The organism is Aurantimonas manganoxydans SI85-9A1, from assembly GCF_000153465.1.
In the GTDB taxonomy this organism is placed as follows: domain Bacteria; phylum Pseudomonadota; class Alphaproteobacteria; order Rhizobiales; family Rhizobiaceae; genus Aurantimonas; species Aurantimonas manganoxydans.
In genome coordinates this window covers 508,839-535,501 of the sequence record NZ_CH672387.1, presented here as the reverse complement: position 1 = coordinate 535,501, position 26,663 = coordinate 508,839, and the positions used below count along the sequence as shown (strand labels likewise).

Sequence of the window (26,663 nt, the reverse complement as noted above, 5' to 3'; positions counted from 1 at the left end):
CCGCGCGGCGCGGCTGTCTCGATGGGACCAGAGGTCCCGGAACGCTGCCGGCGGCCGGTCTGTGGCCGCCGGACGATCAGGCCGCCGTCAGGTGACGGCGTGGATGGCGCGCCACACTTTCTGCGGCGTCGCCGGCATGGTCAGGTCGTTGTTGCCGATGGCGTCGGTGATGGCGTTGATGACGGCCGGCGGCGAACCGATCGCCCCCGCCTCGCCGCAGCCCTTCATGCCGAGCGGATTGCCGGGGCAGAGCGTCTCGTTGGTCGACACGTCGAACATCGGCAGGTCCCAGGCCCGCGGCATGGCGTAGTCCATGTAGGACGCGGTCACGAGCTGGCCGGTCTCGTCGTAATGGGCGCCTTCCAGGAGTGCCTGGCCGATGCCCTGGGCGAGGCCGCCATGCACCTGCCCCTCGACGATCATCGGGTTGATCACCCGGCCGAAATCGTCGGCGGCGACGAACTGCACGATCTGGGTGGTGCCGGTCTCCGGATCCACCTCGACCTCGCAGATGTAGCAGCCGGCCGGGAAGGTGAAGTTGGTCGGATCGTAGAACGCGCCTTCCTTCAGGCCCGGCTCCATGCCGTCCGGCAGATTGTGGCCGGTGTAGGCGCCGAGACAGACCTCGTGCCAGCCGAGCGACTTGTCGGTGCCCGCGACCTTCACCTCGCCATTCTCGATGACGATGTCGCCCTCGTCGGCTTCCAGCAGATGCGCGGCGATCTTCTTGGCCTTGGCCTCGACCTTGTCGAGCGCCTTGTGGATCGCCGACATGCCGACCGCGCCGGAGCGCGAGCCGTAGGTGCCCATGCCGAACTGCACCTTGTCGGTGTCGCCATGGATCACCTGGACGTTGTCGACCGGCAGGCCGAAACGCTCGGCGACGAGCTGGGCGAAGGTCGTCTCGTGACCCTGGCCGTGGCTGTGCGAGCCGGTGAGGATCTCGATCGTGCCGACCGGATTGACCCGGACCTCGGCCGATTCCCACAGGCCGACGCCGGCGCCGAGCGAGCCCACCGCCTTGGACGGCGCGATGCCGCAGGCCTCGATGTAGCAGCTCATGCCGAGGCCGCGCAGCTTGCCGCGGGACTGGGCCTCGGCCCGGCGGGCCTCGAAGCCGGCGACGTCCGCCGCCTGCATGCCGGCATCCAGCGTCGCGTCGAAATCGCCGGCGTCATAGGCCATGATGACCGGCGTCTGGTGCGGGAAGGAGCGGATGAAGTTCTTGCGGCGCAGTTCCGCCGGCGAGACGCCGAGCTCGCGCGCCGCCGTCTCCATGGTCCGCTCGATGACGTAGGTCGCTTCGGGCCGGCCGGCGCCGCGATAGGCGTCCACCGGCACGGTGTTGGTGTAGACCGCCCTGACATTGGCGTGGATCGCCGGGATGTCGTACTGGCCCGACAGGAGCGTCGCGTAGAGATAGGTCGGGGTCGCCGACGAGAACAACGACATGTAGGCGCCCAGATTGGCCACCGTGTCGACCTTGAGGCCGAGGATCTTGTTGTCGGCGTCCAGCGCCATCTCGACTTCGGTCACGTGGTCGCGGCCATGGGCGTCGGTCAGGAACGCCTCGGTGCGGTCGGACGTCCATTTCACCGGGACGCCGGTGCGCTTGGACGCCCACAGGCAGACGATCTCTTCGGGATAGATGTAGATCTTCGAGCCGAAGCCGCCGCCCACATCCGGCGCGATCACCCGCAGCTTGTGCTCCGGCGCGACGTTGTAGAAGGCGCTCATCACCAGCCGGGCGACATGCGGGTTCTGCGAGGTGGTCCAGCAGGTGTAGTGATCGTCGGCGGCGTCGTAATGGCCGAGTGCCGCGCGCGGCTCCATCGGGTTCGGCACCAGCCGGTTGTTGACGATATGCAGCCTGGTGACGTGCGCGGCATTGGTGAAGGCCGCGTCGGTCGCGCCCTTGTCGCCCAGCTCCCAGTCGAAGATCAGGTTGTTCTCGGCTTCCGGATGGAGTTGCGGCGCGCCATCCTTCAGCGCCTCGACGGCGCTGACCACGGCCGGCAGCTCGTCATAATCGACCATCACCGCTTCGGCCGCGTCGCGCGCCTGCATCTGGGTTTCGGCGACGACCACCGCGACGGCCTGGCCCACATGGCGGACCTTCTCCACCGCCAGCGCCGGCCAGGCGCCCATCTTCATCGGCGTGCCGTCCTTGGAGGACACGGCCCAGCCGCAGATCAGATTGCCAATGCCGTCGCCCTGCAACTGCTCGCCGGTCAGGATGCCGATGACGCCCGGCATTCCCTTGGCCTCCTCCATGTCGATCCCGGCGATCGTCGCATGGGCATGGGGGGAGCGCACGAACGCCGCGTATTTCATGCCCGGCACGACCATGTCGTCGACATAGCGGCCACGCCCGGTGATGAACCGGCGATCCTCCTTGCGCAGAACCTTTGCGCCGATGCCTTCGATACCCATAGAAAACCTCCCAATTTTCGCTGGGGGCCGGGATCACCATCGGGATCGCTGCGGCCGCCCTGATCGGTGGCGACCCGAAGGCCGCCCTGCCTCCCTATTCGGCCGCGACCTGCTGCGGCTGCGATGCGCCGGCGGCGGCCAGGATTGCCTTGACGATGTTGTGGTAGCCGGTGCAGCGGCAGATATTGCCCTCCAGGCCGTCGCGCACCGCCTTCTCGTCCAGCGCGCTGCCGTGCTGGCGGATCAGGTCGACCGCCGTCATGATCATGCCCGGGGTGCAGAAGCCGCACTGCAGTCCGTGATGCTCGCGGAAAGCCGCCTGCACCGGATGCAGCTCGGCGCCGTCGGCCAAGCCCTCGATCGTCGTCACCGAGGCGCCCGAGGCCTGGACGGCCAGCATGGTGCAGGACTTCACGGCCTTGCCGTCCACATGGACCACGCAGGCCCCGCACTGCGACGTGTCGCAGCCGACATGGGTGCCGGTCAGGCCGAGATTTTCGCGCAGGAAGGTGACGAGCAGCGTGCGGTCTTCGACCGCGCCCTTCATCTCCCGACCGTTCACCGTGATCGTCACGTCACTCATCGATATCCTCCCCGGGGGTCTGATCGCATCGTCCCGCATCGCTGCCGAACGGGCGGATGTCTGCGCGGCGTCGACTACCCACGCCGCGGCTCCGGCGCGAGCTTGCCCTTTGACGGGGATCGCTTCAAGCGCTTTTCAGAATCGTTCCATGGTACGGCGTCGCCGGCGCGGGTCTGGTTGCAGCCGGAACCACCGGCGCGGAGAGGCCGCCGCCTGCCGTTCAAATCATCCGCCCCCCGACCTCGCGGCCAAGCGTCGCAATGTCGCTCCGACAGGTGTGTCCCCGGCGGCACGGGACGGGCGGAAATCAGCTACACGTTAACGTCACTGGACGAAATATCCCCGCCAGTAGGTTGTTATTTCATCAAATCCCAGCATGCTGGCCGCCAGCCCAAGGAGGGGTCGCGGCAGCCTTCCGCGCGCCGTCACTGGACATCGTGAAGCCAGCTTCGGGTGCCGCTCCAACGGTCAATGCGGTCAACGGGAAACTGGCGTCTTTGCGGTATCGGTTCCACACCAGCCACATGCTTGCACACGCTGCCCTCGCGGCGGTGCTCGTGATGGCGGCTCCGCACCGCGCCGCGGCCTTCGAGATCTTCGGATTCAAGTTCTTCGAGGACGAGACCGACGCCGCCACCGACATCATCAACCCGATCTCCTACACGGCATCCCTGTCGCTCGCGCCGGGCGTGACCGCCGACGGCGACATCGAGACCGCGTTGAACGATGCCTCGGTCCTGGTCTCCGATGCCAGCGATCCGGTCTCCGGCTCGCTCGGCCTGATCGCCAAGGCGAAGACCGACCGCAAGCGCCTCGTCGCGACGCTCTACGAGAACGCCCGCTATGACGGCCTCGTCGACATCTTCATCGAGGGCCGCAACCTCGCCGACCTGCCGCCGGACACGAAATTCGACACCTCGCGCCCCGTGCCGGTCACGATCCGCGTGACGCCCGGCCCGGTCTACGAACTCGGCCGCGTGGCGATCTCCACCGGCGGCCTGCCCGTCGATCCGGCCGAATACGGCCTGGTGCGCGGCGGCTCGGCGAACTCCGTCGATGTCCTCGAAGGCGAGGCGAAGCTCCTGCGCGATCTGCGCAACCAGGGCCGCCCCTTCGTCGCCGTCACCGGCCGCGAGACCGTGGCGGACGCCGCGACCGACGAGCTGGACTATTCCCTCGACGTGTCGCCCGGCGATGTCGTCCCCTTCGGCGAGACCTGGGTGGACGGCACCACCGATGTCGATCCCGGCTTCGTCGCCTACATGGCCGGGGTGAAGGCTGGCGAGGTCTTCTCGCCCGACGAACTGGCCGCGGCCCGCAAGCGCCTCGTCGAACTCGGCGTGTTCTCCAGCGTGACGGTGAAGCCCGGCGCGGCCCAGGCCGCCGACGGGACCCTGCCGGTGCAGGTCGAGGTGGCCGAGCGCAAATTCGGCTTCTACGGCCTCGGCGCCACCTATTCCAACACCGAGGGCGCCGGCGCCTCCGGTTATGTCGGCTATCGCAATCTCTTCGGCCGGGCCGAATCGATCCGCCTCGACGCCTCGATCTCGCGCATCGGCGCCACCGTCATCAGCGACGAGGCCCGCGAGATCAGCGGCCCGGACTATGCCACCTCGCTCGTGTTCAAGAAGCCCGGCGTGCTGGGTCCCGATTCGGTCTATATCGGCTCGATCGAGGCCGGCCGGCAGCAGCCGCTGGCCTATGACCGCGAATTCGTCGCCGTCACCAGCGGCGTCGAATACAAGATCGACGAGCAGCAGAAGCTGAGCGCCACGGTGCGCGGCGAATACGAGACCATCGGCGACTTCCTCGGCGAGCGGGACTATCTCCTCGCCTCGGTGCCGGTCACTTATACCTTCGACAGCCGCGACAACGAGCTGAACCCCACCGAGGGCATCTTCGCCAAGGCCTTTGCCGAGCCGACCTACAATGTCGACGACGGCGCCGCCTTCGTGAAGACGCGCGTCGATGCGTCGAGCTACCTGTCGCTGACCCAGGACGACAAGCTCGTTCTCGCCGGCCGCGTCGGCTACGGCACCATCTTCGGCGCCGATCTTGGCGAAGTGCCCAACGACCGGCGCTTCTTTGCCGGCGGCGGCGGCTCGGTCCGCGGCTACGAATTCCAGTCGATCGGCCCCTATTATCCGTCCAGCGTTCCCGCCGGCAGCGGCTTTAATCCCGACTTCACCGACACGCCGACCGGCGGCCTGTCGCTGTTCGAGGCATCGCTCGAAGCCCGCGTCGCGGTGACCGACAAAATCCAGATCGTGCCTTTTGTCGACGGCGGCACGGTGTCGGACGACCTCGTGCCCGACTTCAACGAATTCAAGCTCGGCGCCGGCGTCGGCCTGCGCTACCTGACCAGCTTCGGGCCGATCCGCGTCGACGTCGCGGTGCCGCTCGATCCGGGCCCGCGCGACGCCAGCTTCCAGTTCTACGCCGGAATCGGACAGGCCTTCTGATGATACGTGCCGGACGCCTCCTGCAGATCGTGGCGACCCTCGTCCTGGGTGGCCTCGTGGCGCTCGCCCCTAGCCGCCCGGCGCAGGCCCAGCAATTCCTCGCGACACAGATCGAGAACCTCGTCTCGACCGACACCATGCAGGTGAAGATCGAGGGCCTGTCGGGCGCGCTGAGCGGCGACATCCGCATCGAGAACGTCACCGTCTCCGATCCGCAGGGCGTCTTCCTGACCGCCAGCGACCTCGCCATGGACTGGTCGCCGCTGTCTCTCGTTCGCTCCAACGTCTCGATCGATGCGCTCACCGCCGGCAGCATCGTTCTGGAACGCCTGCCGACCGGCCAGCCGGAAGCCGCGCCCGACGAGGAATCCGGCGGCTTTTCGCTGCCCTCGATCACCGCCGACATCCGCCGCCTGGCGATCGACGAATTCGTCCTCGGCGAGGCGATCGCCGGAACCCGCGCCCGTCTGCGGGCGAATGCCAGCCTGCAGCTCGCCGCCGATCCGACCGATCTGAACGTGAAGGCCGACATCGAGCGGCTCGACCAGCCCGGTCAGATCGCCTTGGAGATCGGCTATGCGCCGGCGCAGAACCAGCTGAAGATCGACGTCAAGGCCAGCGAGCCGGCCGGCGGTCTCGTCGCGACGCTGCTTGAGATTCCCGACCGCCCGGCCGTCGACCTGACCATCAACGGCTCCGGGCCGCTTTCGGCCTTCATGGCCAACGGCTCGCTGGAGGTCGGCGCAGAAACCGCGGCCACCCTCACCGCCCGCGCCGACGACGTCGATGCCGGCCTGCGCGTCTCGGCTTCGCTCAACATTGCCGCCGAACGCTTCGTGCCCGAACAGTTCCAGCGCTACGTCGCCGGCGGCACCGCGCTCGACCTGCAGATGGTGATCCGCGACGACGGCACCTACGCCATCGAGCAGGCGGTCCTCTCCTCCGACGCGCTCTCGGCGCGGGCCGGCGGAACGCTGGACCTTTCCGGCACCGCCAACGACCTGAATGTGACAATCGCCTCCCGCGACGGCGATCCGATCCCCTTCGTGTTCGGCGAGGTGCCGGGCGAGACGGCGATCGAGCTGGCCGGCATCGACGGCACGCTGAAGGGCGCCCTGTCCGCCGCCGCGCTCGACCTGACGCTGCGCCTGCCGCGCGCCGGTTCGGGCGAATATCAGGCGCAGGGGATCAGCGCGAAGATCGTCAGCGCCGGCTTCGACCTCACCGGCTTCAAGGGCGCCTTCGACGCCAATCTGGAGGCCCAGTCCGTCGCCGCGCCCGACGGCATCCAGCAGCGCTTCCTGAACGGCCCGGTGAAGATCGCGCTTGCCGGCAACCTGACCGACACGGGGTTGACCTTCCGGCCGAGCGAGGCGGTGACCGACGTCGCCAATCTGCAGCTCGAAGGTCAGGCCGCGCTGAACTTCTCGACCTTCGCCCTCGACGTGCAGTCGCGCTTCCAGACCAGTGCCCTTTCGGCCGCCGTGGTGCCATTGGCCGGCGAGGAACTCGCCGTCGGCGGCCGCTTCGCGCGCACCCCGGACGGCGCGTTGAGCGCCGAGGCGCTGACCGTGCGCGGGGATGGCCTGACGATCGACGGCACCGCCGCCCTCACCGACGACACGGTCTCCGCCGATATTTCCGGTTCGCTCAAGGAGGCGGGTTCCGTCAGCGGCGCGCTGGCCGGTGCGGCGACATTCAGTTTGACCGCCTCCGGCCCCGCCGAAAAACCCGACGTCGATCTGCAGGTCTCCGGCAACGGCCTGTCGATCAATGGCCGCGAACTCGCCGACCTCAAGGTCGAGGCCCGCGGCACGCTCAACCCGGCATCGCCCTCGGGCAGCGTCGCCATCACCGGCACGCTCGACGGCCAGCCCTTGTCGGGCAACGCCACCGTCGAGACGCTGGACAATGGCGACCGCCGGATCACCGACCTCGCCATCCGCCAGGGTCCCAACAGCATCACCGGCGATCTGCGCCTGACCGACGCCTTCGCGCCGGTCGGCACCCTCGCCATCGATGTCAGCGACATTGGCCCGCTGGCCGCGCTCGGCAGCCTCGACGCCTCCGGCGACGTGGTCGGGCAAGTCGACCTCACCGTCGAGAACGACGGCATGCCCGTCGCCGCCATCGACCTCACCGGCGAGCGCCTTTCCGTTGCCGGCAACACGCTCGACGGCGCCCGCATCGACCTGTCCGTGAAGGACTATCTCGGCATTCCGCGCCCGACCGGCACCGTCACCGCCCGCGCCATCGCGGCGCCCGGCATCGCCGTCAGCGACCTCGAGGTGGCGCTGCGCGAGGACGAACAGGGCACCGATCTCGTCGCCGAGGCGAAGGTCAACGCCGTGCCCTTCGCGCTGGCCGGCAATGTGCTGTTCGAGCCCGACACGACGCTGGTCCGCCTGACCCGCTTGACCGCCGACATCGAGGACGCTGCGATCCGCCTCGCCGAAGAGGCCATCGTGCGGATCGAGGGCGGTGTGACGACCCTTTCCGGCATCCGCGTCGACGTCGGAGAAGGCGACCTTTCCCTCGACGGCAGCGCCGGCGAAACCCTCGACCTCGCGCTGCGCCTGACCGACGTGCCGGCCGCCGCGGCCAATCCCTTCGTGCCGGGCCTCGCCGCTGCCGGCACCATCGGCGGCACCGCCACCGTCTCCGGCGCGGCAAACGATCCGGCTGCGACCTTTGCCATTCTCGGCACCGACCTCGCCGTCGCCAGTTCGCGCGCTGCCAGCGTGCCGGCGATCCAGGCGAACCTCACCGGCAGCTATGCCGGCGGCACCCTGACCCTGCAGACCGCACGGCTCGATCTCGGCGACGGCTCGCTCGACGCGTCCGGCACGATCGGCGACCAGCTCGACATCGAAGTCGCGATGGATTCCGTCCCGGTGGCGCTGGCCAACGGCTTCGTCGACGGGCTCGACGCAGAAGGCACGCTGACCGGCACGGCGACCGCCACCGGCCCGCGCAGCGATCCGCAAGCGACCTTCGCCCTGTCCGGCACCGGCATCACCGCCGAGGAGATCGCCGCGGCCGGCATCGATCCGCTGACCCTCGATGTCGCCGGCGCCTATGCCGACGGCACCGCGACCCTCGACCGCGCCGAACTGATCGTCGGCGACGGCTCGCTGAGCGCCTCCGGCACAATCGGCGAAGAGCTCGACATCGAACTGGCCATGCGCCGCCTGCCGGTCGGCCTGGTCAACGGTTTCGTCCCCGGCCTCGACGCCAGTGGCACCCTGTCCGGCACCGCCTCGGCGTCGGGTTCGACCATCGACCCGCAAGCCGTCTTCGACGTCTCGGGCACCGGCATCACCACGCAGCAGATCGCCCGCTCCGGCGTTGCGCCGCTGGCCCTGCGCCTCACCGGCACCTACGCCGACGCCACCGCTGCGCTGGAAACTGCCGTCATCAATGTCGGCGACGGTTCGCTTGTCGCCACTGGTCGCGTCGGCCAGAATCTCGACCTCGACGTGACCATGACCAACCTGCCGGTCGGTCTCGCCAACGGCTTCGTCGATGGCCTGGCTGCCCGTGGCACGGTCTCCGGCAAGGGCACCGCCACCGGCACGCTCGACAATCCGACCGCCAGCTTCGACCTGACCGGCTCGGGCATCACCGCCGACGCCATCGCCGAGAGCGGCATCGACCCGCTGACGGTGGACGCCGCCGGCCGCTATGCCGACGGCACGCTGACCCTCTCCGAAGCCGAGATCGCCGTCGGTGACGGCTCGCTGACCGCCGAGGGCACAATCGGCGAGACCCTCGACCTGCGCGTCGCCGTCAACGCCATCCCGGTCGGCCTCGCCAATGGCATCGCTCCCGATCTCGGCGCCGAGGGCACGATTTCCGGCACCGCGACCGCCACCGGTTCGCTCGCCGACCCGCAGGCCCGCTTCGACCTCACTGGCTCCGGCATCACGACGCGCCAGATCGCCCAGTCCGGCGTCGCGCCCTTCGCCCTCGATGCCGCCGGCGCCTATGCGAACGGTACTGCCACCATCGAGCGCGCCGACCTGACCGTCGGCGACGGCTCGCTGAAGGCCACCGGCACCGTCGGCGAACAGCTCGACCTCCGCCTTGCCATCGACGCCCTGCCGGTCGGCCTTGCCAATGGTTTCGTCGACGGCCTCGGCGCGGAGGGCACGATCACCGGTTCGGCCACGGCCACGGGCTCCCTGTCCGATCCACAGGCCCGCTTCGATCTTTCCGGTAGCGGCATCACCACGCGGCAGATCGCCCAGTCCGGCGTCGCACCCCTCGTCCTCGACGCCGCCGGCTCCTACGCCGATGGGACAGCCACGATCGAACGCGCCGACGTCACCGTCGGCGACGGCTCGCTTCGGGCCACCGGCACGGTCGGCGAGCGGCTCGCCATTGATGTCGCCATCGACGCCTTGCCCGTCGGGCTCGCCAACGGCTTCGTCGACGGCCTCGGCGCCCGCGGCACCGTCTCCGGCTCGGCGTCGGCCACCGGATCGCTCACCGATCCCGACGCCAGCTTCGACATCACCGCCTCCGACGTCTCCGTTGCCCAGAGCCGCGCCGCCGGCGCGCCGGCGCTGCAGGCCGTGGCCGAAGGCCGCTATGCCGGCGGCACGCTGAACCTCGGCAACGCCCGCATCGATGTTGGCGGCGGCGCCATCACCGTCACCGGTTCGGCCGGCGCCGACGCCCTCGACATCACCGCCGAGATCAGCGCCCTGCCCGCCTCGATCGCCAGCGCGGCGGCGGCGGGCATCGCCCCGCAGGGCACCATCAACGGCACGGTCCGCGCCACCGGCGCCCCGTCCAATCCATCGGTCACCTACGACATCAATGCCAGCGGCGTGTCGATCCAGCAGACCCGCGCCGCCGGTGTCGGCGCCCTGGCGGTCACCACCAGCGGCCGCTTCGCTGACCAGGTGGTCACCACCGACACCAGCCTGACCGGCGACGGCCTCGACTTCAGCGCCAACGGTTCGGTGAACCTTGCCGGCGGGCCGCAGCTCGACCTGTCGCTGAACGGCTCGGCACCGCTGTCGCTTGCCAACCGCATCCTGGCCGAAGGCGGCCGCTCGGTGCAGGGCACCGTCCTCGTCGATGCCCGCGTGACCGGCCCCGTGTCCCAGCCCGCGGTCGTCGGCACGGTCTCGACCACCGGCGCGCGCTTCATCGACACCGGCGCCAATCTCGCCCTCAACGACATCTCGACGACCATCTCGCTGGACGGACGCACTGCGACGATCCGCGCCTTCGACGCCAGTCTCTCCGCCGGTGGCACGCTCGACGTGTCCGGCACGGTCGGTCTCGACGGCGGCTTCCCGGCCGACATCACGATCCGGCTCGATGACGGCCGCTACAACAAGGGCGAACTCGTCACTGCCAGGCTTGATGCCGAACTGACCATCACCGGGCCGCTGACCGGCACGCCGCGTCTGGCCGGCACCATCAATGCCGAGGAGATCAACGTCCTCGTGCCGGAGAACCTGCCGAGTTCGCTTGCCCGCATCGACGTGACCCATCGCAACGCCGCCCCCGCGGTCTACGAGCAGCAGCGCGAGATCTCGCCTGAGCGCGCCGATGGCGGCAACAGCGGCGGCGGCATCGATCTCGACCTGACCTTCAACGCGCCGAACCGGGTGTTCGTGCGCGGCCGCGGCCTCGACGTGGAACTCGGCGGCCGGATCACCATCACCGGCTCGGCTGCCTTCCCGAATGTCGTCGGCGGCTTCGACCTGCAGCGCGGCCGCTTCTCGATCCTCGGCAAGCGTCTGGACTTCGATCGCGGCCGGCTGAGCTTCACCGGCGGCCTGACGCCCTATCTCGACCTCGTGGCACGCTCCACCGCCGGCGACGCCACCGTGTTCATCACCGTCACCGGTCCGGCCGACGATCCGAGCTTCAACTTCTCCTCCGAACCGACCCTGCCCCAGGACGAGGTGCTGGCGCGACTGATCTTCGGCCAGGGCACCTCCGACCTGTCGCCGCTGCAGATCGCCCAGCTCGCCGAGGCCGCGGCCTCGCTGGCCGGCGTCGGTGGCAGCAGCGGCCTTCTGGAGAATCTGCGCTCGCAGCTTGGCGTCGACGATCTCGACATCCGCACCGCCGCCGACGGCACCACCGCGGTCGGTGTCGGCAAGTATCTGAACGAGAACACCTATGTCGGCGTCGACACGAGCGGCCGGGTGACCATCGACCTCGATCTCGGCGCGGGTCTCAGCGCCCGCGGCGCGGTGACCTCCTCCGGTGGCGGTGAGGTCGGCGTCTTCTACGAAGGCGAGTTCTAGACTTCCGACTTGAGCCGCGGTGACGCAGTGTCGTCACCGCCGGGCATCTCGCAACGACATTCCCGGATGAACCTTTCTCGCCGCCGGCCCGTTGGGGACCCAGAAGGCGCGACGGCGCCGGCATGTCCGGCCCGCCGCGCCCGCCCCGAAACGACAGGCAGGAGACCGACAATGATGTCGTCGAAATTCGATCACCCGACCCATGGCTCGTACGACAAGCCCGAGGACGTCCTGAAGGACGACCGGCTGTCCGACGGCGAGAAGGAAACCATCTTGTCGGAATGGCGCTCGTCGTTGCAGCAGATCCTGAAGAACGACCCGAACGTGCCCGAGGTGAAGGCTACCAGCGAGTCCCTCGACACCGCGATCGAGAACCTCTCGGCCGCACGCACCTGATCCGTCGCCGTCGGCTTCGTCCGACGGTCCGATCCGCGCCTCTGTCCGGGCGCCGGCTTCGTGCTAACTAGCGAAGCGGCCCGGCCGGACGGCGCGGACCGGTGCATGAAACGACGCGACCATCAGGAGAGACCATGCCCACGAGCATCAATCCGGCGACGGGCGAGACCATCGAGGAATTCGCCGCGCACACCGACGCCGATATCGAGCGCACCCTCGCCAATGCCGATCTGGCCTTCCGCGACTGGCGCAAGACCTCCTTCGCCCGGCGCGCCGAAGTTCTGATGCGGGCCGCCGACCAGATGGACACCCGGAAGACCGAACTCGCCCGCATCGCCACCATGGAGATGGGCAAGCGGCTGAAGGAAGCCGAGGCCGAGGTCGGCAAATGCGCCAACGCCCTGCGCTTCTACGCGGAGAACGCTGAGAAATTCGTCGCCGACGACGTGCGGGACGGCCCCGCCGGCCGCAATTTCGTGACCTATCTGCCGATCGGCCCGGTTCTGGCGGTCATGCCGTGGAACTTCCCCTACTGGCAGTGCATGCGCTTCGCCGCCCCGGCGATCATGGCCGGCAATGTCGGCATCCTGAAGCACGCCTCCAATGTCAGCCAGTGCGCGCTGGAGATCGAGCGCATCTTCCTCGACGCCGACGCGCCGCAGGGCGTCTTCCAGACCCTCCTGATCTCCTCCTCCAAGGTCGAGGTGATCCTCAAGGACAGCCGCGTGCGCGCGGCCACCCTGACCGGCAGCGAGGGCGCCGGCTCGGCCGTCGCATCCACCGCGGGCTCCGAGATCAAGAAGACCGTGCTGGAACTCGGCGGCTCCGACCCCTTCATCGTCATGCCCTCCGCCGATATCGCCAAGGCGGTCGAGGTGGGCGTCACCGCCCGCATGCAGAACAATGGCCAGAGCTGCATCGCCGCCAAGCGCTTCATCGTCCATGAGGACGTCTACGAGGATTATCTCGGCCGCTACACCGAGGCCGTCGAAGCCATCAAGCTCGGCGACCCGATGGCCGACGACACCGGCATGGGCCCGCTTGCCATGAAGGCCGGCGTCGACGACCTGAAGGACCAGATCGACAGATCGGTCAGCGCCGGGGCGAAGCTCGTGACCGGCGGCCCGGCGCCGGAGGGCCCGGGCTATTTCTTCCAGCCGTCGATCCTCGCCGATGTACCGGAGAGCGCCCCGGCCTATCGCGAAGAGCTGTTCGGCCCCTGCGCGATCATGTTCAAGGTCAAGTCAATCGACGAGGCCATCGACCTCGCCAATGATTCCGACTTCGGCCTTGGCGGTTCGGCCTGGACGACCGAGCCGGCCGAGCAGGAACGCTTCATCCGCGAGCTCGACCAGGGCGGCACCCACATCAACCGCATGACCGCCTCGGACCAGCGTCTGCCCTTCGGCGGCGTCAAGCGTTCCGGCTACGGCCGCGAACTGGCGCATGAAGGCATGCTGGAATTCATGAATGTGAAGACCGTCACGATCGACTGAGACGACAGCTGATGGGGTCGGCAGGCTCGCACCTGCCGGCCCCCCTTTCATGAAATCGAGCGCCGCGAATTGCAGCACCGCCGATATGTGCCCTATAATAGGGCACATCAGGCCATGAGCGGCGCCGACCCGGCGTTTGCCTCCTATCCACAACCGGCTTAAAAGGCCGCAGGGCAGGCGCTTTCTTGCGACGACCGCATCCAACATCATGGCAGGGCAATTCATGAGCCAGACGTCCGATTCCGGCGCTTCTCCTGCGGCTGCAGAACTGACCGGAATGGCCCGGCAGGCCGCCGATCGCGGCATCCGTTCGCTGTTTTCCGACGATCCGAGCCGCTATCTGGAGTTTTCCGCCGCGCTGGGCGATCTCGTCCTCGACTATTCCAAGACCTCGATCGACGACGATGCCCGTGATGCCCTGATCGCCCTCGCCCGCAGCCGCGGTGTCGAGGCCCGGCGTGACGCCATGTTCGCCGGCGAACCGATCAACTTCACTGAAGACCGCTCGGTGCTGCACATGGCGCTGCGCGCCGAGCCGATGGACGGCTTCCGCGCCGCCCGCAACCCGGTGAGCGGCGCCGTGGCGGACGTGCTGAAGGCGATGAGCGCCTTCGCAGAGGGCGTGCGCAACGGCACCATCACCGGCGCCCGCGACACGCAGATCACCGACGTGGTCAATATCGGCATCGGCGGCTCCGACCTTGGCCCGGCCATGGCGACCCTCGCGCTGGCGCCTTATCACGACGGGCCGCGCACGCATTTCGTCTCCAATGTCGATGGCGCGCATATCGCCGACACGCTGAAGACGCTGGACCCGGCCTCCACGCTCTTCATCATCGCGTCGAAGACCTTCACCACCATCGAGACCATGACCAACGCCGCCGCCGCGCGCCGCTGGATCAGCGACGCGCTGGGTGAGGACGCGGTGGGCGATCACTTCGCCGCCGTCTCTACCGCGCTCGACAAGGTCGCCGACTTCGGCATCGCATCGGAGCGCATCTTCGGCTTTTGGGACTGGGTCGGCGGTCGCTATTCGATCTGGTCGGCGATCGGCTTGCCGCTGATGATCGCCATCGGCGCCTCGGACTTCCGCGACTTCCTCGCCGGCGCCCGCGAGATGGACACGCATTTCCGCACCGCGCCGCTGGACCAGAACCTGCCGGTCCTGCTGGGGCTCGTCGGCTATTGGCACCGGGCGCTCTGCGACTATCCGACCCGCGCCGTCATCCCCTACGACCAGCGGCTGTCGCGCTTCCCCGCCTATCTCCAGCAGCTCGACATGGAATCGAACGGCAAGCGCGTCGGCCTCGACGGCGAAACCGTTCCCGTGAGCGGTCCGGTGGTCTGGGGCGAGCCCGGCACCAACGGCCAGCACGCCTTCTTCCAGCTCATCCACCAGGGCACCGACATCATTCCGGTCGAGTTCCTGGTCGGTGCCAATGCCCACGAGCCGGCCGAGATGCGGGTCCATCAGGACCTGCTGCTGGCCAATTGCCTGGCCCAGAGCGAGGCGCTGATGCGCGGCCGCACGCTGGACGAGGCGCGCCAGCAGCTTCTCGACGGCGGCATGGAGCGAGAACAGGCCGAGCGGATCGCGCCGCATCGCGTGTTCCCCGGCGACCGGCCGTCGATCACCCTGCTCTACCGCCAGCTCGACCCGGCCACGCTCGGCCGCCTGATCGCGCTCTACGAGCACCGGGTCTTCGTCGAGGCCCAGCTCTACGGCATCAACGCCTTCGATCAATGGGGCGTCGAACTCGGCAAGGAACTGGCCAACCGGCTGGTTCCCGTCATTACCGGCGAGACTTCGGCAGAGGGGCGCGACAGCTCTACCGCCGGTCTCGTTGCAGCAATCCACAAACTGAGGGGGTCATGATGGCCGACATGACGAACGAGGTCGATTCCGCCCTGGACGGAACCGGTGCCCCGACACCCGCACCCCGCAAGAACGACCCGGAGACGCTGGCCCGGCAGATCGTCGAGAAGCTGACCTACTCCGTCGGCAAGACACCGGCCGAGGCACGGCGCTACGACTGGCTTGAGGCGACAACGCTGGTCATCCGCGACCGGATCATCGACCAGTGGATGGAATCCTCCCAGCGGGCCAAGACCAGCGGCGAGAAGCGCGTCTGCTACCTGTCGATGGAATTCCTGATCGGCCGCCTGCTGCGCGACGCGATCAACAATCTCAACCTGACCGAGCCGATCCGCGAGGCGCTGTCGCGCTATGGCGTCGATCTCGACCTCGTCGAACTGCTGGAGCCCGACGCAGCGCTCGGCAATGGCGGCCTCGGCCGCCTCGCCGCCTGCTTCATGGAGTCGATGGCCTCCACCGACATTCCCGGCTTCGGCTACGGCATCCGCTACGTCCACGGCTTCTTCCGCCAGGAAATCGCCGACGGCGCCCAGGTGGAGCTGCCGGAAACCTGGCTCGCCCATGGCAATCCGTGGGAGTTCGAGCGCCGCGAACTTGCCTATGAGATCGGCTTCGGCGGCAAGGTCACCACCATCCAGGAGCCCGGCCGCCCGGCCCGGCAGGTCTGGCGTCCGGCCGAGCGCGTTCTCGCCGTCGCCTACGACACGCCGATCGTCGGCTGGCGCGGTCGCCGCGTGAACACGCTGCGCCTGTGGAGCGCCCAGCCGCTCGACCCCATCTTGCTCGACGCGTTCAATTCCGGCGATCACATCGGCGCCCTGGTCGAATCCAACAAGGCCGAGGCGATCACCCGCATCCTCTATCCGGCCGACTCGCACCAGGCCGGCCAGGAACTACGCTTGCGGCAGGAGTACTTCTTCTCCTCCGCCTCGCTGCAGGACATCATCCGGCGCCATCTCCACGCCAACGAAAATCTGTCGAACCTCGCCGACAAGTTCTCGATCCAGCTGAACGACACCCATCCCGCCGTCTCGGTCGCCGAACTGATGCGGCTCCTGATCGACGTGCACGGCCATGAATGGGCCGAGGCCTGGGAGATCACCCGCAACACCTTCTCCTATACCAACCACACGCTGCTACCCGAGGCGCTGGAGCACTGGCCGATCCATCTGTTCGAGCGGCTCCTGCCGCGCCAGATGCAGATCATCTACGCCATCAATGCCGGCGTCATCCGCGAGGCGGCGCAGGAGAAGGGCTTCGACGATTCCAAGATTGCCGCGATTTCGCTGATCGACGAGGGCAATGGCCGGCGCGTGCGCATGGGCCAGCTCGCCTTCGTCGGCAGCCATGCCGTCAACGGCGTCTCGGCGCTGCACACCGAACTGATGAAGGAGACGGTGTTCCACCATCTCCACCTGCTCTATCCCGACCGGATCGAGAACAAGACCAATGGCGTGACCCCGCGGCGCTGGCTCATGCAGGCCAATCCCGGCCTCACCGACCTCGTGACCGATGCGATCGGCCCGGCCTTCCTCGACGATATCGAGAAGATCGCCGATCTCGATCCGCTGGCCGACGATGCCGCCTTCCGCGAGCGCTTCGCGGCGGTCAAGCGCCGCAACAAGGAGCAGCTGGCCAATCTCATCGGTGAGCGCATGGCGACGCAGGTCGATCCGGGCGCGATCTTCGACATCCAGGTCAAGCGCATCCACGAATACAAGCGCCAGTTCCTCAACATCATCGAGGCGATCGCGCTCTACGACCAGATCCGCTCACACCCTGAGCGCGACTGGACGCCGCGCGTCAAGATCTTCGCCGGCAAGGCGGCGCCGAGCTACGCCCAGGCCAAGCAGATCATCCACCTCGCCAACGATGTCGCCCGCACGATCAACAGCGATCCGGCGGTCCGCGACCTCCTGAAGGTGGTGTTCATCCCGAATTACAATGTCAGCCTCGCCGAGATCATCATGCCGGCGGCCGACCTGTCGGAGCAGATCTCGACGGCCGGCCTCGAGGCGTCCGGCACCGGCAACATGAAGTTCGCCATGAACGGCGCGCTGACCATCGGCACCCTCGACGGCGCCAATGTCGAGATGCTGGAGCATGTCGGAGAGGACAACATCTTCATCTTCGGCCTGACCGCCGAGGAGGTCGCCCAGCGGCGGCGCGAGGCCCATAGCGGCCGCTCGATCATCGCCGAGCTGCCGCTGCTGCGCGAGGCGCTGGACGCCATCTCCTCGGGCGTCTTCTCGCCGGAGGACCCGGCGCGCTACCACGACCTGGTCTCCAACCTCTACAACAACGACTGGTGGATGACCTGCGCCGACTTCCAGGCCTATTGGGACACCCAGCGCCGTCTGGACGCGCTCTGGCAGGACCAGGACGAGTGGCAGGCCAAGGCCGTCCACAATACGGCGCGCATGGGCTGGTTCTCGTCCGACCGGTCGATCCGCGAATATGCCCGCGACATCTGGAAGGCCGGGCCGGACGCCTGATTCCCATAGCAGAGGCGATTGATCGCGATCCGGCATGGCGTCGGGCCGCGTCTGCGCTATGTTCGACATGCGTGGGGGAAGAACGATCGGGTACCGGGGGCCAGTCAGCCAGCCATCCGGAGAGCCGTCTGCCCCATGGATGATCCAGGGAGGAGTTCATGGCAGAGAACAGACGCGCCGGACCGCTGGCCCGCGAGACGATGGCCTACGTACTGGCCGGCGGACGCGGCAGTCGGCTGATGGAGATGACCGACAGCCGCGCCAAGCCGGCCGTCTTCTTCGGCGGCAAGACGCGGATCATCGACTTCGCGCTCTCCAACGCCATCAATTCCGGTATCCGCCGCATCGGCGTCGCCACCCAGTACAAGGCTCACAGCCTGATCCGGCATCTGCAGAACGGCTGGAACTTCCTGCGGCCGGGCCGCAACGAGAGCTTCGACATCCTGCCGGCCAGCCAGCGCGTGTCCGAGGACCAGTGGTACGCCGGCACCGCCGACGCCGTGTACCAGAACATCGATATCATCGAATCCTACGCGCCGCGCTACATCGTCATCCTGGCCGGCGACCACGTCTACAAGATGGACTACGAGATCATGCTCCAGCAGCATGTGGATTCGGGGGCGGACGTGACGGTCGGCTGCCTCGAAGTGCCGCGCATGGAAGCTGTCGCCTTCGGCGTCATGCATGTCGACGAGAACTACAACATCACCGATTTCGTCGAGAAGCCGGCCGATCCCCCGGCCATTCCGGGTCGTCCCGACACGGCGCTGGCCTCGATGGGCATCTATGTCTTCGAGACCAATTTCCTGATGGACCAGTTGCGCCGCGACGCCGCCGATCCCGGGTCGAGCCGCGATTTCGGCAAGAACATCATCCCGCATATCGTCAAGCACGGCCGCGCCGTCGCCCATCGCTTCAACCTGTCGGTGGTACGCTCGGAGAACGAGCCGGACGACGAGGCCTACTGGCGCGACGTCGGCACGGTGGATGCCTACTGGCAGGCCAATATCGATTTGACCGACATCATTCCGCCGCTCGACATCTACGACCGCGACTGGCCGATCTGGACCTATGCCGACGTGGTGCCGCCGGCCAAGTTCGTCCATGACGAGGACGGCCGCCGGGGTTCGGCGATCTCCTCGCTGGTCTCGGGCGATTGCATCATCTCAGGCGGTCAGCTGCACCGCTCGCTGCTGTTCACCGGGGTGCGCCAGCGCTCCTATTCCATGCTCGACCACGCGGTCGTGCTGCCCCAGTGCCGTATCGGCCGCCATGCCCGCATCACCAGGGCGGTGCTCGACCGCGGCGTGGAGATCCCCGACGGCCTGGTGATCGGCGAGGATCCCGAGCTCGACGCCAAGCGGTTCCGCCGCACGGCGAACGGCATCTGCCTCGTCACCAAGCCGATGATCGACAGGCTCACCTACTGATGACCACCGGCGTGCTCTCCGTCGCCTCGGAAGTCTTCCCGCTAATCAAGACCGGCGGGCTGGCGGACGTTGCGGGGGCGCTTCCCGCCTCGCTGGCGGCCCACGACTTTGCCGTGCGTACGCTCATGCCGGGCTATCCCGATGTCATGCGGCAGATCGAAAATGCCGACATCGCTTGCCGTTTCGACGATCTCTTCGGCGGCCCGGCGCGCGTCCTTGCCGCGACCGCCGGCGGGCTCGACCTTCTCGTCCTCGACGCGCCGCATCTCTTCGATCGGACCGGCGGTCCCTATGTGTCGAGCGCCGGCCACGACCACGCCGACAACTGGGCCCGCTTCGCGGCGCTGTCGACGGCCGGTGCCGAGATCGGCCAGGGCGCAATCCCCGGCTTCGCACCGGCGATCGTCCATGCCCATGACTGGCAGGCGGCGCTGACGCCGGTCTATCTCGCGGTATCCGGCAAGCCCCGGCCACGCAGCGTGGTGACCATCCACAACCTCGCCTTCCAGGGCAATTTCCCCTACCAGATTTTTCCGCGCCTTGGCCTGCCGCCATCCGCCTGGTCGATCGAGGGCGTCGAATATTACGGCAATGTCGGCTATCTGAAGGGCGGCCTGCACGCCGCCGACGCGGTCACCACCGTCAGCCCGACCTATGCCGAGGAGATCCTGACGCCGGGCGGCGGCATGGGGCTCGACGGCCTCTTGCGCGGACGCGGCGAACGGCTGGTGGGCATAGTCAACGGCATCGATACCGACGTCTGGAACCCGAAAACCGATCCCGACATCCCGCATCATTACAGCGCCCGCTCGCCCAAGGCGCGCCAGCGCAACAAGCGCGCGCTGGAAACCGAGTTCGGCCTTGCCCATGAGGACGGCCCGATCGTCGCCGTGGTCAGCCGCCTGACATGGCAGAAGGGCCTCGACCTCGTTGCCGACGCCTGCGACGACCTCGTCGAGCGCGGCGTGCGCATGGTCGTGGTCGGCTCAGGCGAGCCGATGATCGAGGGCAGTTTCCAGGCCGCTCATACCCGGCATCCGAACAAGATCGGCGTGCGCATCGGCTATGACGAAGCCCTGTCCCACCGGGTGCAGGCCGGGGCCGACGCGATCCTCGTGCCGTCGCGCTTCGAGCCCTGCGGCCTCACCCAGCTCTACGGCCTGCGCTATGGCTGCATTCCGGTGGTCGCCAAGGTCGGCGGCCTCGCCGACACGGTGATCGACGCCAACCACGCCGCCATCACCGCCGGCGTCGCCACCGGCTTCATCTTCGCGCCGCCCACGCGCGACGATCTCATCGACGCCGTCGACCGGATGCAGCGGCTCTATGCCGACCCGGCCGCCTGGCGCCAGCTACAGCTCAGCGCGATGCAATCCGACGTATCCTGGCGCAGCAGCGCCGGGCACTACGCCCAACTCTTCCGCGATCTTATCGGAGACCAGCGGCCATGATCGAGACGATCGCCACCAAGCCCTTCAACGACCAGAAGCCCGGCACCTCGGGCCTGCGCAAGAGCGTCCCGCACTTCCGCCAGGCCAATTACGCCGAGAATTTCATCCAGGCGATCTTCGACGCCGCCGACAGCCATGACGGCGAGACCCTGGTGATCGGCGGCGACGGCCGCTTCTACAATCGCGAGGTGATCCAGACCGCGATCCGCATGGCCGCCGGCAACGGCTATGGCCGCGTCGTGGTCGGCCGCGGCGGCATCCTGTCGACGCCGGCCGCCTCCAACCTGATCCGCATACGCAAGGCGGCCGGCGGCATCATCCTGTCGGCGAGCCACAATCCCGGCGGCCCGAAGGGCGATTTCGGCATCAAGTACAATGTCGCCAATGGCGGCCCGGCGCCGGAGAAGATCACCTCCGCGATCTTCGAGCGCACGCGGACGATGTCGCAGTACCGCATCTGGTCCGGCGACGCCCCGAGCCTTGCCGAATTCGGCGAGACGAAGCTCGGCGACATGGTGGTCGAGGTCATCGATCCGGTCGCCGACTATGCCGCACTGATGGAGAAACTGTTCGATTTCGGCCAGATCCGCGACCTGATCGCCTCCCGCTTCACCCTGCGCTTCGACGCCATGCACGCCGTGACCGGCCCCTATGCCAAGGAAATATTGGAAAACCGGCTGGGCGCCCCGCTCGGCACGGTGATCAACGGCGAGCCGCTGGAGGATTTCGGCGGCGGTCATCCCGATCCCAACGCCGTCCACGCCGCGACGCTGATCAACCAGCTGATGGCCCCCAATGGTCCGGATTTCGGCGCGGCTTCCGACGGCGATGGCGACCGCAACCTGATCGTCGGCAAGGGCATCGTCGTCTCGCCCTCGGATTCGCTGGCGGTGCTGGCCGCCAACGCCCATCTGGCACCGGCCTACAAGGACGGCATCGCCGGCATCGCCCGCTCCATGCCGACCAGCCAGGCCGCCGACCGGGTCGCAGCCAAGCGCGGCATCGGCATGTACGAGACGCCCACCGGCTGGAAGTTCTTCGGCACGCTGCTCGATGCCGGCAAGGTGACGATCTGCGGCGAGGAGAGCGCCGGCACCGGCTCCGACCATGTCCGCGAGAAGGACGGCCTGTGGGCGGTGCTCCTGTGGCTCAACATCCTGGCCGTGCGCCGCGAAAGCGTGCAGGCGATCCTGGAGAGCCACTGGGCCGAGTTCGGCCGCAATTACTACCAGCGCCACGACTATGAGGAGGTCGACGCCAAGGCGGCCGAGGGGCTGATGGGCTCGCTGCACGACCGCCTCGCCTCCATGGCCGGCCAGCGCTTCGGCACGCTCGTCGTCTCCGAGGCCGACGACTTCTCCTATAAGGACCCTGTCGACGGCTCGGTCGCCACCGGCCAGGGCGTGCGGATCGTCTTCTCCGGCGGCTCGCGCATCGTCTACCGCCTGTCGGGCACCGGCACCAAGGGCGCCACCCTGCGCGTCTATATCGAGCGCTACGAGCCCGACCGCACGCGCCACGACATTGCCCCCGAACAGGCGCTGACCGAACTCATCGACACGGCCTCGGCGATCGGCGAGATCGGCAAGCGCACCGGTCGCACGGCGCCGGACGTCATCACCTGACCGCAGGGACTGCATGACCTACGCAATCACGGCCGAGCGCGGCAGGCCCGCCGCGCTCGGCGCGACGCTCGACGGCGACGGCGTCCATTTCGCCGTCCATTCCGAGAATGCCGACGCCATCCAGCTCTGCCTCTTCGACGCCACCGGCACGCGGGAAACCGCGCGGCTTGTCCTGCCAGGCGAAAAGGACGGCCGGCGCTACGGCTTCGTGCCGGGGCTGGCGGTGGGCGCCCGCTACGGGCTGAGGGCCTTCGGGCCCTACCGACCGAAGGACGGCCATCGCTTCGACCCGTCCAAGCTCCTGGTCGATCCCTATGCGGTGCAACTCGACCGCCCCTTCCTCTATCATCCGGTGCTGGCAGCGCCCCCCGGGCGCCAGCTCGACAGCGCGCCCTACATGCCGCGGGCGCTCGTCACCGCGCTTGATCGCAGCGCCGCGCCCCTGCCATTCACCACCCCCGGCCTGACCTACGAGGTATTGGTCCGCGCCTATTCCCAGCGCCATCCCGATGTCACGGCCGAAATCCGCGGCACCGTCGCCGCTCTCGCCGAACCGGTCTTCCTCGACCACATGGAAAAGCTCGGCGTCGAGGCCGTCGAACTGATGCCCCTCGCCGCCTGGATCGACGAGGGCCATCTTTCGGCGCACGGCCTGACCAATGCCTGGGGCTACAATCCCATCACCCACATGGCGCCCGACCCGCGGCTTGCGCCGGGCGGCTTTGCCGAGATCCGCCGGGTGGTCGACGCGCTCCATGCGCGCGGCATCAAGGTGCTGCTCGACGTGGTGCTGAACCATTCCGGCGAAGGCGACGAGGGCGGGCCGACCGTCTGCTATCGCGGCCTCGACAATCTCCTCTACTACCGCCACGCCGAGGACGAGCCGGGCCTGCTCGTCAACGACACCGGCACCGGCAATACCCTCGCCACCCACCGCGAACCGGTGGCGCGGCTGTGCATCGACGCGCTGCGGACCTGGGTCGAGGCGACCGGCCTCGACGGCTTCCGCTACGACCTCGCCCCGGTCATGGGACGGCTGGACGACGGCTTCTCCACCGACGCGCCGTTCTTCCGCATGCTCGCCGCCGATCCCGTCCTGCAGCACCGCATCCATGTCGCCGAACCCTGGGACATCGGACCCGGCGGCTATCAGGTCGGCCAGTTTCCCAAGCCGTGGTTCGAGTGGCAGGACAAGTTCCGCGACGATGTCCGCCGCTTCTGGCGCGGCGATGCCGGCATGGTCGGGGCGCTGGCGACGCGCCTCGCCGGCTCGGCCGACCTCTACGACCGCGACGGTCGCCGCCCCTCGAGCGGCGTCAATTTCATCGCCGCCCATGACGGCTTTTCGCTGGCCGATATCACCGCCTATGCCGACAAGCACAACGCGGCCAATTGCGAGGGCAATCGCGACGGCCACAACGACAACCACTCCTGGAACAACGGCGTCGAGGGCGACACCGACGATCCTGCTGTCCTCGAAGCACGCGGCAAGGACATCCGCGCCTTGCTGGCGACGTTGATGGTCGCGCGCGGCACGCCGATGATCGTCGCCGGCGACGAATTCGGCCGCAGCCAGGGCGGCAACAACAATGGCTATGCCCAGGACAACGAGATTACCTGGCTCGACTGGGCACGGGCCGACACCGATCTCGCCGCCTTCGTCGCCCGGCTGTCGCAACTGCGCCGCGCCCATCCGGCGCTGAATGCCGACCGCTTCCTCACCGGCCGCCCCGTCGAGGGCGGCGACGTCGAAGACGTCGTCTGGCTGCGCGAGGATGGCGCTCCCATGGAACCGGGCGACTGGTCCGATCCGGATCGGCGCTTTCTCGGCATGTCGGTCTATGCACCGCGCGGCGCCGACGACATCGAGAGCGAACGCGCGGTGATCTACCTCAACGCCGGCGATACCGATGTCGCGGTCACCCTGCCACCGCCGCGCGCCGACCACGCCTATTGCCTGCATCTCCAGTCGGACTGGCCGCAGCTCGAACCCAGACGGATCGACGCGGCGGACGGGCTGATCATCCAGTCACGCTCGGTGTTCGTCATCCTCGAGGAGCGGCTCTGATCGCCCTGCCGTCCACAGGTGCGGCTGACCTGCGGTTTGCTGCCGCCCCAACGAGCCGGTAAGAACGGCAGGCGCGCGGCGATGCTCCGCGCCTCCTTGACCGCGAACCGGGCCCGTGTCCCATGCCCATCCAGCAGCTCTCCGATGCCCTGATCGACCAGATCGCCGCCGGCGAAGTCGTCGAGCGGCCGGCCAGCGTCGTCAAGGAGCTTGTCGAGAACGCCCTCGATGCCGGCGCAAGGCGCATCGAGATCGCCACGGCCGGCGGCGGCAAGAATCTCATCCGGATCAGCGACGACGGCTGCGGCATTCCAGCCGCCGAGATACCGCTGGCGGTGCGCCGGCATTGCACCTCCAAGCTCGCCGGCGGCCTCGACGCCATCGGCACGCTCGGCTTTCGCGGCGAGGCCCTGCCCTCGATCGGCTCGGTCGGCCGGCTCAGCCTGAAGTCGCGGGCCGCCGGCAGCGACGAAGCCTACGAGATTTGCGTCGAGGCGGGCCGCCCGTCCGAGCTGCGCCCCACCGCCCTGTCCAGGGGCACGGTGATCGAGGTCCGCGATCTCTTCCATGCCGTGCCCGCCCGGCTGAAATTCCTGAAGAGCGACCGGGCCGAATCCAGCGCCATCACCGAGATCGTCCGGCGCATCGCCATCGCCTTTCCAGGCGTCCGCTTCGAGCTGTCCGGCCCCGACCGCACGACGACGGTGTTCGAGGCGGTGCCCGGCGACGCACCGCTGCCGCGCATCGCCGACGTGCTGACCCCGGACTTCGCCGACAATGCTATCCCGGTGGACGCCATGCGCGAGGACGTGCGGCTGCGCGGCTTTGCCGGCATCCCGACCTACAATCGCGGCAACGGCCAGCAGCAATTCTTCTACGTCAATGGCCGCCCGGTCCGCGACAAGACGCTGCATTCGGCCCTGCGCGGCGCCTATGCCGACGTTCTGGCCCGCGACCGCCATCCCGTCGCCGTCCTGTTTCTCGAGCTCGACCCGGCCCTCGTCGACGTCAATGTCCATCCGGCCAAGGCCGATGTGCGGTTCCGCGATCCGGGGCTGGTGCGCGGCCTGATCGTCGGCTCGCTGCGCCAGGCCTTCAACGAGGCCGGCCTGCGCTCGGCGACCACCAATTCCTCCGGCCTGATGGCCCGCTTCCGGGGCGCCGCCCCGGCCGAGCCGGCACCGGTGACGCCCGCTCCGCGCCGCTTCGACGGCTTCGCGCCCGGCGGCTTCGCCGCGCCGCGCCAGGCCGCCTATGCCGCCGAGGCCTCGCCCTACCGACCCCTCGATATGGGCGCCGGTGCCACGACCCTCGACCGCGGACCGGACGCCGGCTCCCCTGCACAGGCACCCGTTGCCATCGCCGCCCCGGACACCGAGTCCGCCGAGGACGCGGCGAACGGGAGCGACCACCCGCTCGGCGCGGCCAAGGCGCAGTTCCACCGTAACTTCATCGTGTCGGAGACCGAGGACGGCATCGTCATCGTTGACCAGCACGCCGCCCATGAGCGCCTCGTCTACGAGGCGCTGAAGACGGCCCTGCACGGTCGCCCCCTCGCCTCGCAGCTGCTGCTGATCCCGGAGATCGTCGATCTGCCGGAGGACGACGTCGATCGCCTCGCCGAGCAGGCGGAGACCTTCGCCCGGCTCGGCCTCGGCATCGAGCGCTTCGGCCCCGGCGCGGTGGCCGTGCGCGAGACGCCGGCCATCCTCGGCAGCGTCGATTGCCAGCGTCTGATGCGCGATCTCGCCGACGAACTCGCCGAGGCCGGCACCGCCGACGCCGTGCGCGGCCGCATCGACCACGTCGCCGCCACCATCGCCTGCCACGGCTCGGTGCGCTCGGGACGGCTGATGAAGCCCGAAGAGATGAACGCGCTCCTGCGCGACATGGAGGCGACGCCCGGCTCGGGCCAGTGCAATCATGGCCGGCCGACCTTCATCGAGCTGAAGCTCGCCGACATCGAGAAGATGTTCGGCCGCCGCTGAGCGCGAGGCGGTGCCATTTGACGGCTCCCCGGCCCGGCGTTAGTCAGAAGCCGACCGACCGGCTGGCAAGGCCGGTCCACCGACA

Annotated in this window: 13 protein-coding genes; 11 read left to right on the top strand and 2 right to left on the bottom strand. The window is 68.4% G+C overall.

Annotation, left to right across the window (positions count from 1 at the left end; genetic code table 11):
• Positions 1-87: 87 nt before the first annotated feature.
• Entirely contained in the window at positions 88-2,433 is a 2,346-nt protein-coding gene (locus tag SI859A1_RS02675) for a xanthine dehydrogenase family protein molybdopterin-binding subunit (protein ID WP_009208329.1), read from the bottom strand.
• Between the two features lie 94 nt (positions 2,434-2,527).
• A complete protein-coding gene (locus SI859A1_RS02670) occupies positions 2,528-3,016 on the bottom strand; it encodes a (2Fe-2S)-binding protein (RefSeq protein ID WP_040325100.1) in 489 nt (162 codons plus the stop codon).
• Positions 3,017-3,576: 560 nt separating this feature from the next.
• On the opposite strand from SI859A1_RS02670, the gene SI859A1_RS02665 reads away from it, so the two are divergent.
• The 11 genes from SI859A1_RS02665 (at position 3,577) to mutL (ending at position 26,578) form a co-directional block, all read left to right on the top strand.
• Entirely contained in the window at positions 3,577-5,478 is a 1,902-nt protein-coding gene (locus SI859A1_RS02665) for an autotransporter assembly complex protein TamA (protein ID WP_148233923.1), read from the top strand.
• Positions 5,478-11,753, top strand: coding sequence for a translocation/assembly module TamB domain-containing protein (locus SI859A1_RS02660; protein ID WP_009208326.1), 6,276 nt, complete (start codon positions 5,478-5,480; stop codon positions 11,751-11,753). Before SI859A1_RS02665 ends, SI859A1_RS02660 begins: the two co-directional genes overlap by 1 nt.
• Before the next feature lie 171 nt (positions 11,754-11,924).
• Positions 11,925-12,149 carry a hypothetical protein gene (locus SI859A1_RS02655; protein WP_040325099.1) on the top strand — a complete coding sequence of 75 codons (225 nt, stop codon included), beginning with the start codon at positions 11,925-11,927 and terminating at the stop codon, positions 12,147-12,149.
• A 134-nt stretch (positions 12,150-12,283) separates the two neighbouring features.
• The gene (locus SI859A1_RS02650; protein ID WP_040325098.1) at positions 12,284-13,645 is read left to right on the top strand and encodes an NAD-dependent succinate-semialdehyde dehydrogenase; all 1,362 of its coding nucleotides are present in this window, start codon (positions 12,284-12,286) and stop codon (positions 13,643-13,645) included.
• Positions 13,646-13,868: 223 nt separating this feature from the next.
• Entirely contained in the window at positions 13,869-15,521 is a 1,653-nt protein-coding gene (gene pgi / locus SI859A1_RS02645) for a glucose-6-phosphate isomerase (protein WP_081451315.1), read from the top strand.
• Positions 15,518-18,016, top strand: a complete 2,499-nt coding sequence (locus SI859A1_RS02640) for a glycogen/starch/alpha-glucan phosphorylase (protein ID WP_009208322.1) — start codon at positions 15,518-15,520, stop codon at positions 18,014-18,016. Before pgi ends, SI859A1_RS02640 begins: the two co-directional genes overlap by 4 nt.
• A gap of 158 nt (positions 18,017-18,174) precedes the next feature.
• Positions 18,175-19,446, top strand: a complete 1,272-nt coding sequence (glgC, locus tag SI859A1_RS02635) for a glucose-1-phosphate adenylyltransferase (RefSeq protein WP_009208321.1) — start codon at positions 18,175-18,177, stop codon at positions 19,444-19,446.
• Positions 19,446-20,897, top strand: coding sequence for a glycogen synthase GlgA (gene glgA / locus SI859A1_RS02630; protein ID WP_009208320.1), 1,452 nt, complete (start codon positions 19,446-19,448; stop codon positions 20,895-20,897). The genes glgC and glgA overlap by 1 nt, the downstream gene beginning before the upstream one ends.
• A complete protein-coding gene (locus tag SI859A1_RS02625; RefSeq protein ID WP_009208319.1) occupies positions 20,894-22,522 on the top strand; it encodes an alpha-D-glucose phosphate-specific phosphoglucomutase in 1,629 nt (542 codons plus the stop codon). The genes glgA and SI859A1_RS02625 overlap by 4 nt, the downstream gene beginning before the upstream one ends.
• A gap of 13 nt (positions 22,523-22,535) precedes the next feature.
• Positions 22,536-24,590, top strand: coding sequence for a glycogen debranching protein GlgX (gene glgX / locus SI859A1_RS02620; RefSeq protein ID WP_009208318.1), 2,055 nt, complete (start codon positions 22,536-22,538; stop codon positions 24,588-24,590).
• A gap of 122 nt (positions 24,591-24,712) precedes the next feature.
• Positions 24,713-26,578, top strand: a complete 1,866-nt coding sequence (mutL, locus tag SI859A1_RS02615; protein ID WP_009208317.1) for a DNA mismatch repair endonuclease MutL — start codon at positions 24,713-24,715, stop codon at positions 26,576-26,578.
• Positions 26,579-26,663: the final 85 nt, after the last annotated feature.

Excerpts from the sequence above, each read along its gene's own strand:
- SI859A1_RS02675 (WP_009208329.1), bottom strand. The coding sequence starts at position 2,433 with ATGGGTATCGAAGGCATCGGCGCAAAGGTTCTGCGCAAGGAGGATCGC.
- SI859A1_RS02670 (WP_040325100.1), bottom strand. The coding sequence starts at position 3,016 with ATGAGTGACGTGACGATCACGGTGAACGGTCGGGAGATGAAGGGCGCG.
- SI859A1_RS02665 (WP_148233923.1), top strand. The coding sequence starts at position 3,577 with ATGGCGGCTCCGCACCGCGCCGCGGCCTTCGAGATCTTCGGATTCAAG.
- SI859A1_RS02660 (WP_009208326.1), top strand. The coding sequence starts at position 5,478 with ATGATACGTGCCGGACGCCTCCTGCAGATCGTGGCGACCCTCGTCCTG.
- SI859A1_RS02655 (WP_040325099.1), top strand. The coding sequence starts at position 11,925 with ATGATGTCGTCGAAATTCGATCACCCGACCCATGGCTCGTACGACAAG.
- SI859A1_RS02650 (WP_040325098.1), top strand. The coding sequence starts at position 12,284 with ATGCCCACGAGCATCAATCCGGCGACGGGCGAGACCATCGAGGAATTC.
- pgi (WP_081451315.1), top strand. The coding sequence starts at position 13,869 with ATGAGCCAGACGTCCGATTCCGGCGCTTCTCCTGCGGCTGCAGAACTG.
- SI859A1_RS02640 (WP_009208322.1), top strand. The coding sequence starts at position 15,518 with ATGATGGCCGACATGACGAACGAGGTCGATTCCGCCCTGGACGGAACC.
- glgC (WP_009208321.1), top strand. The coding sequence starts at position 18,175 with ATGGCAGAGAACAGACGCGCCGGACCGCTGGCCCGCGAGACGATGGCC.
- glgA (WP_009208320.1), top strand. The coding sequence starts at position 19,446 with ATGACCACCGGCGTGCTCTCCGTCGCCTCGGAAGTCTTCCCGCTAATC.
- SI859A1_RS02625 (WP_009208319.1), top strand. The coding sequence starts at position 20,894 with ATGATCGAGACGATCGCCACCAAGCCCTTCAACGACCAGAAGCCCGGC.
- glgX (WP_009208318.1), top strand. The coding sequence starts at position 22,536 with ATGACCTACGCAATCACGGCCGAGCGCGGCAGGCCCGCCGCGCTCGGC.
- mutL (WP_009208317.1), top strand. The coding sequence starts at position 24,713 with ATGCCCATCCAGCAGCTCTCCGATGCCCTGATCGACCAGATCGCCGCC.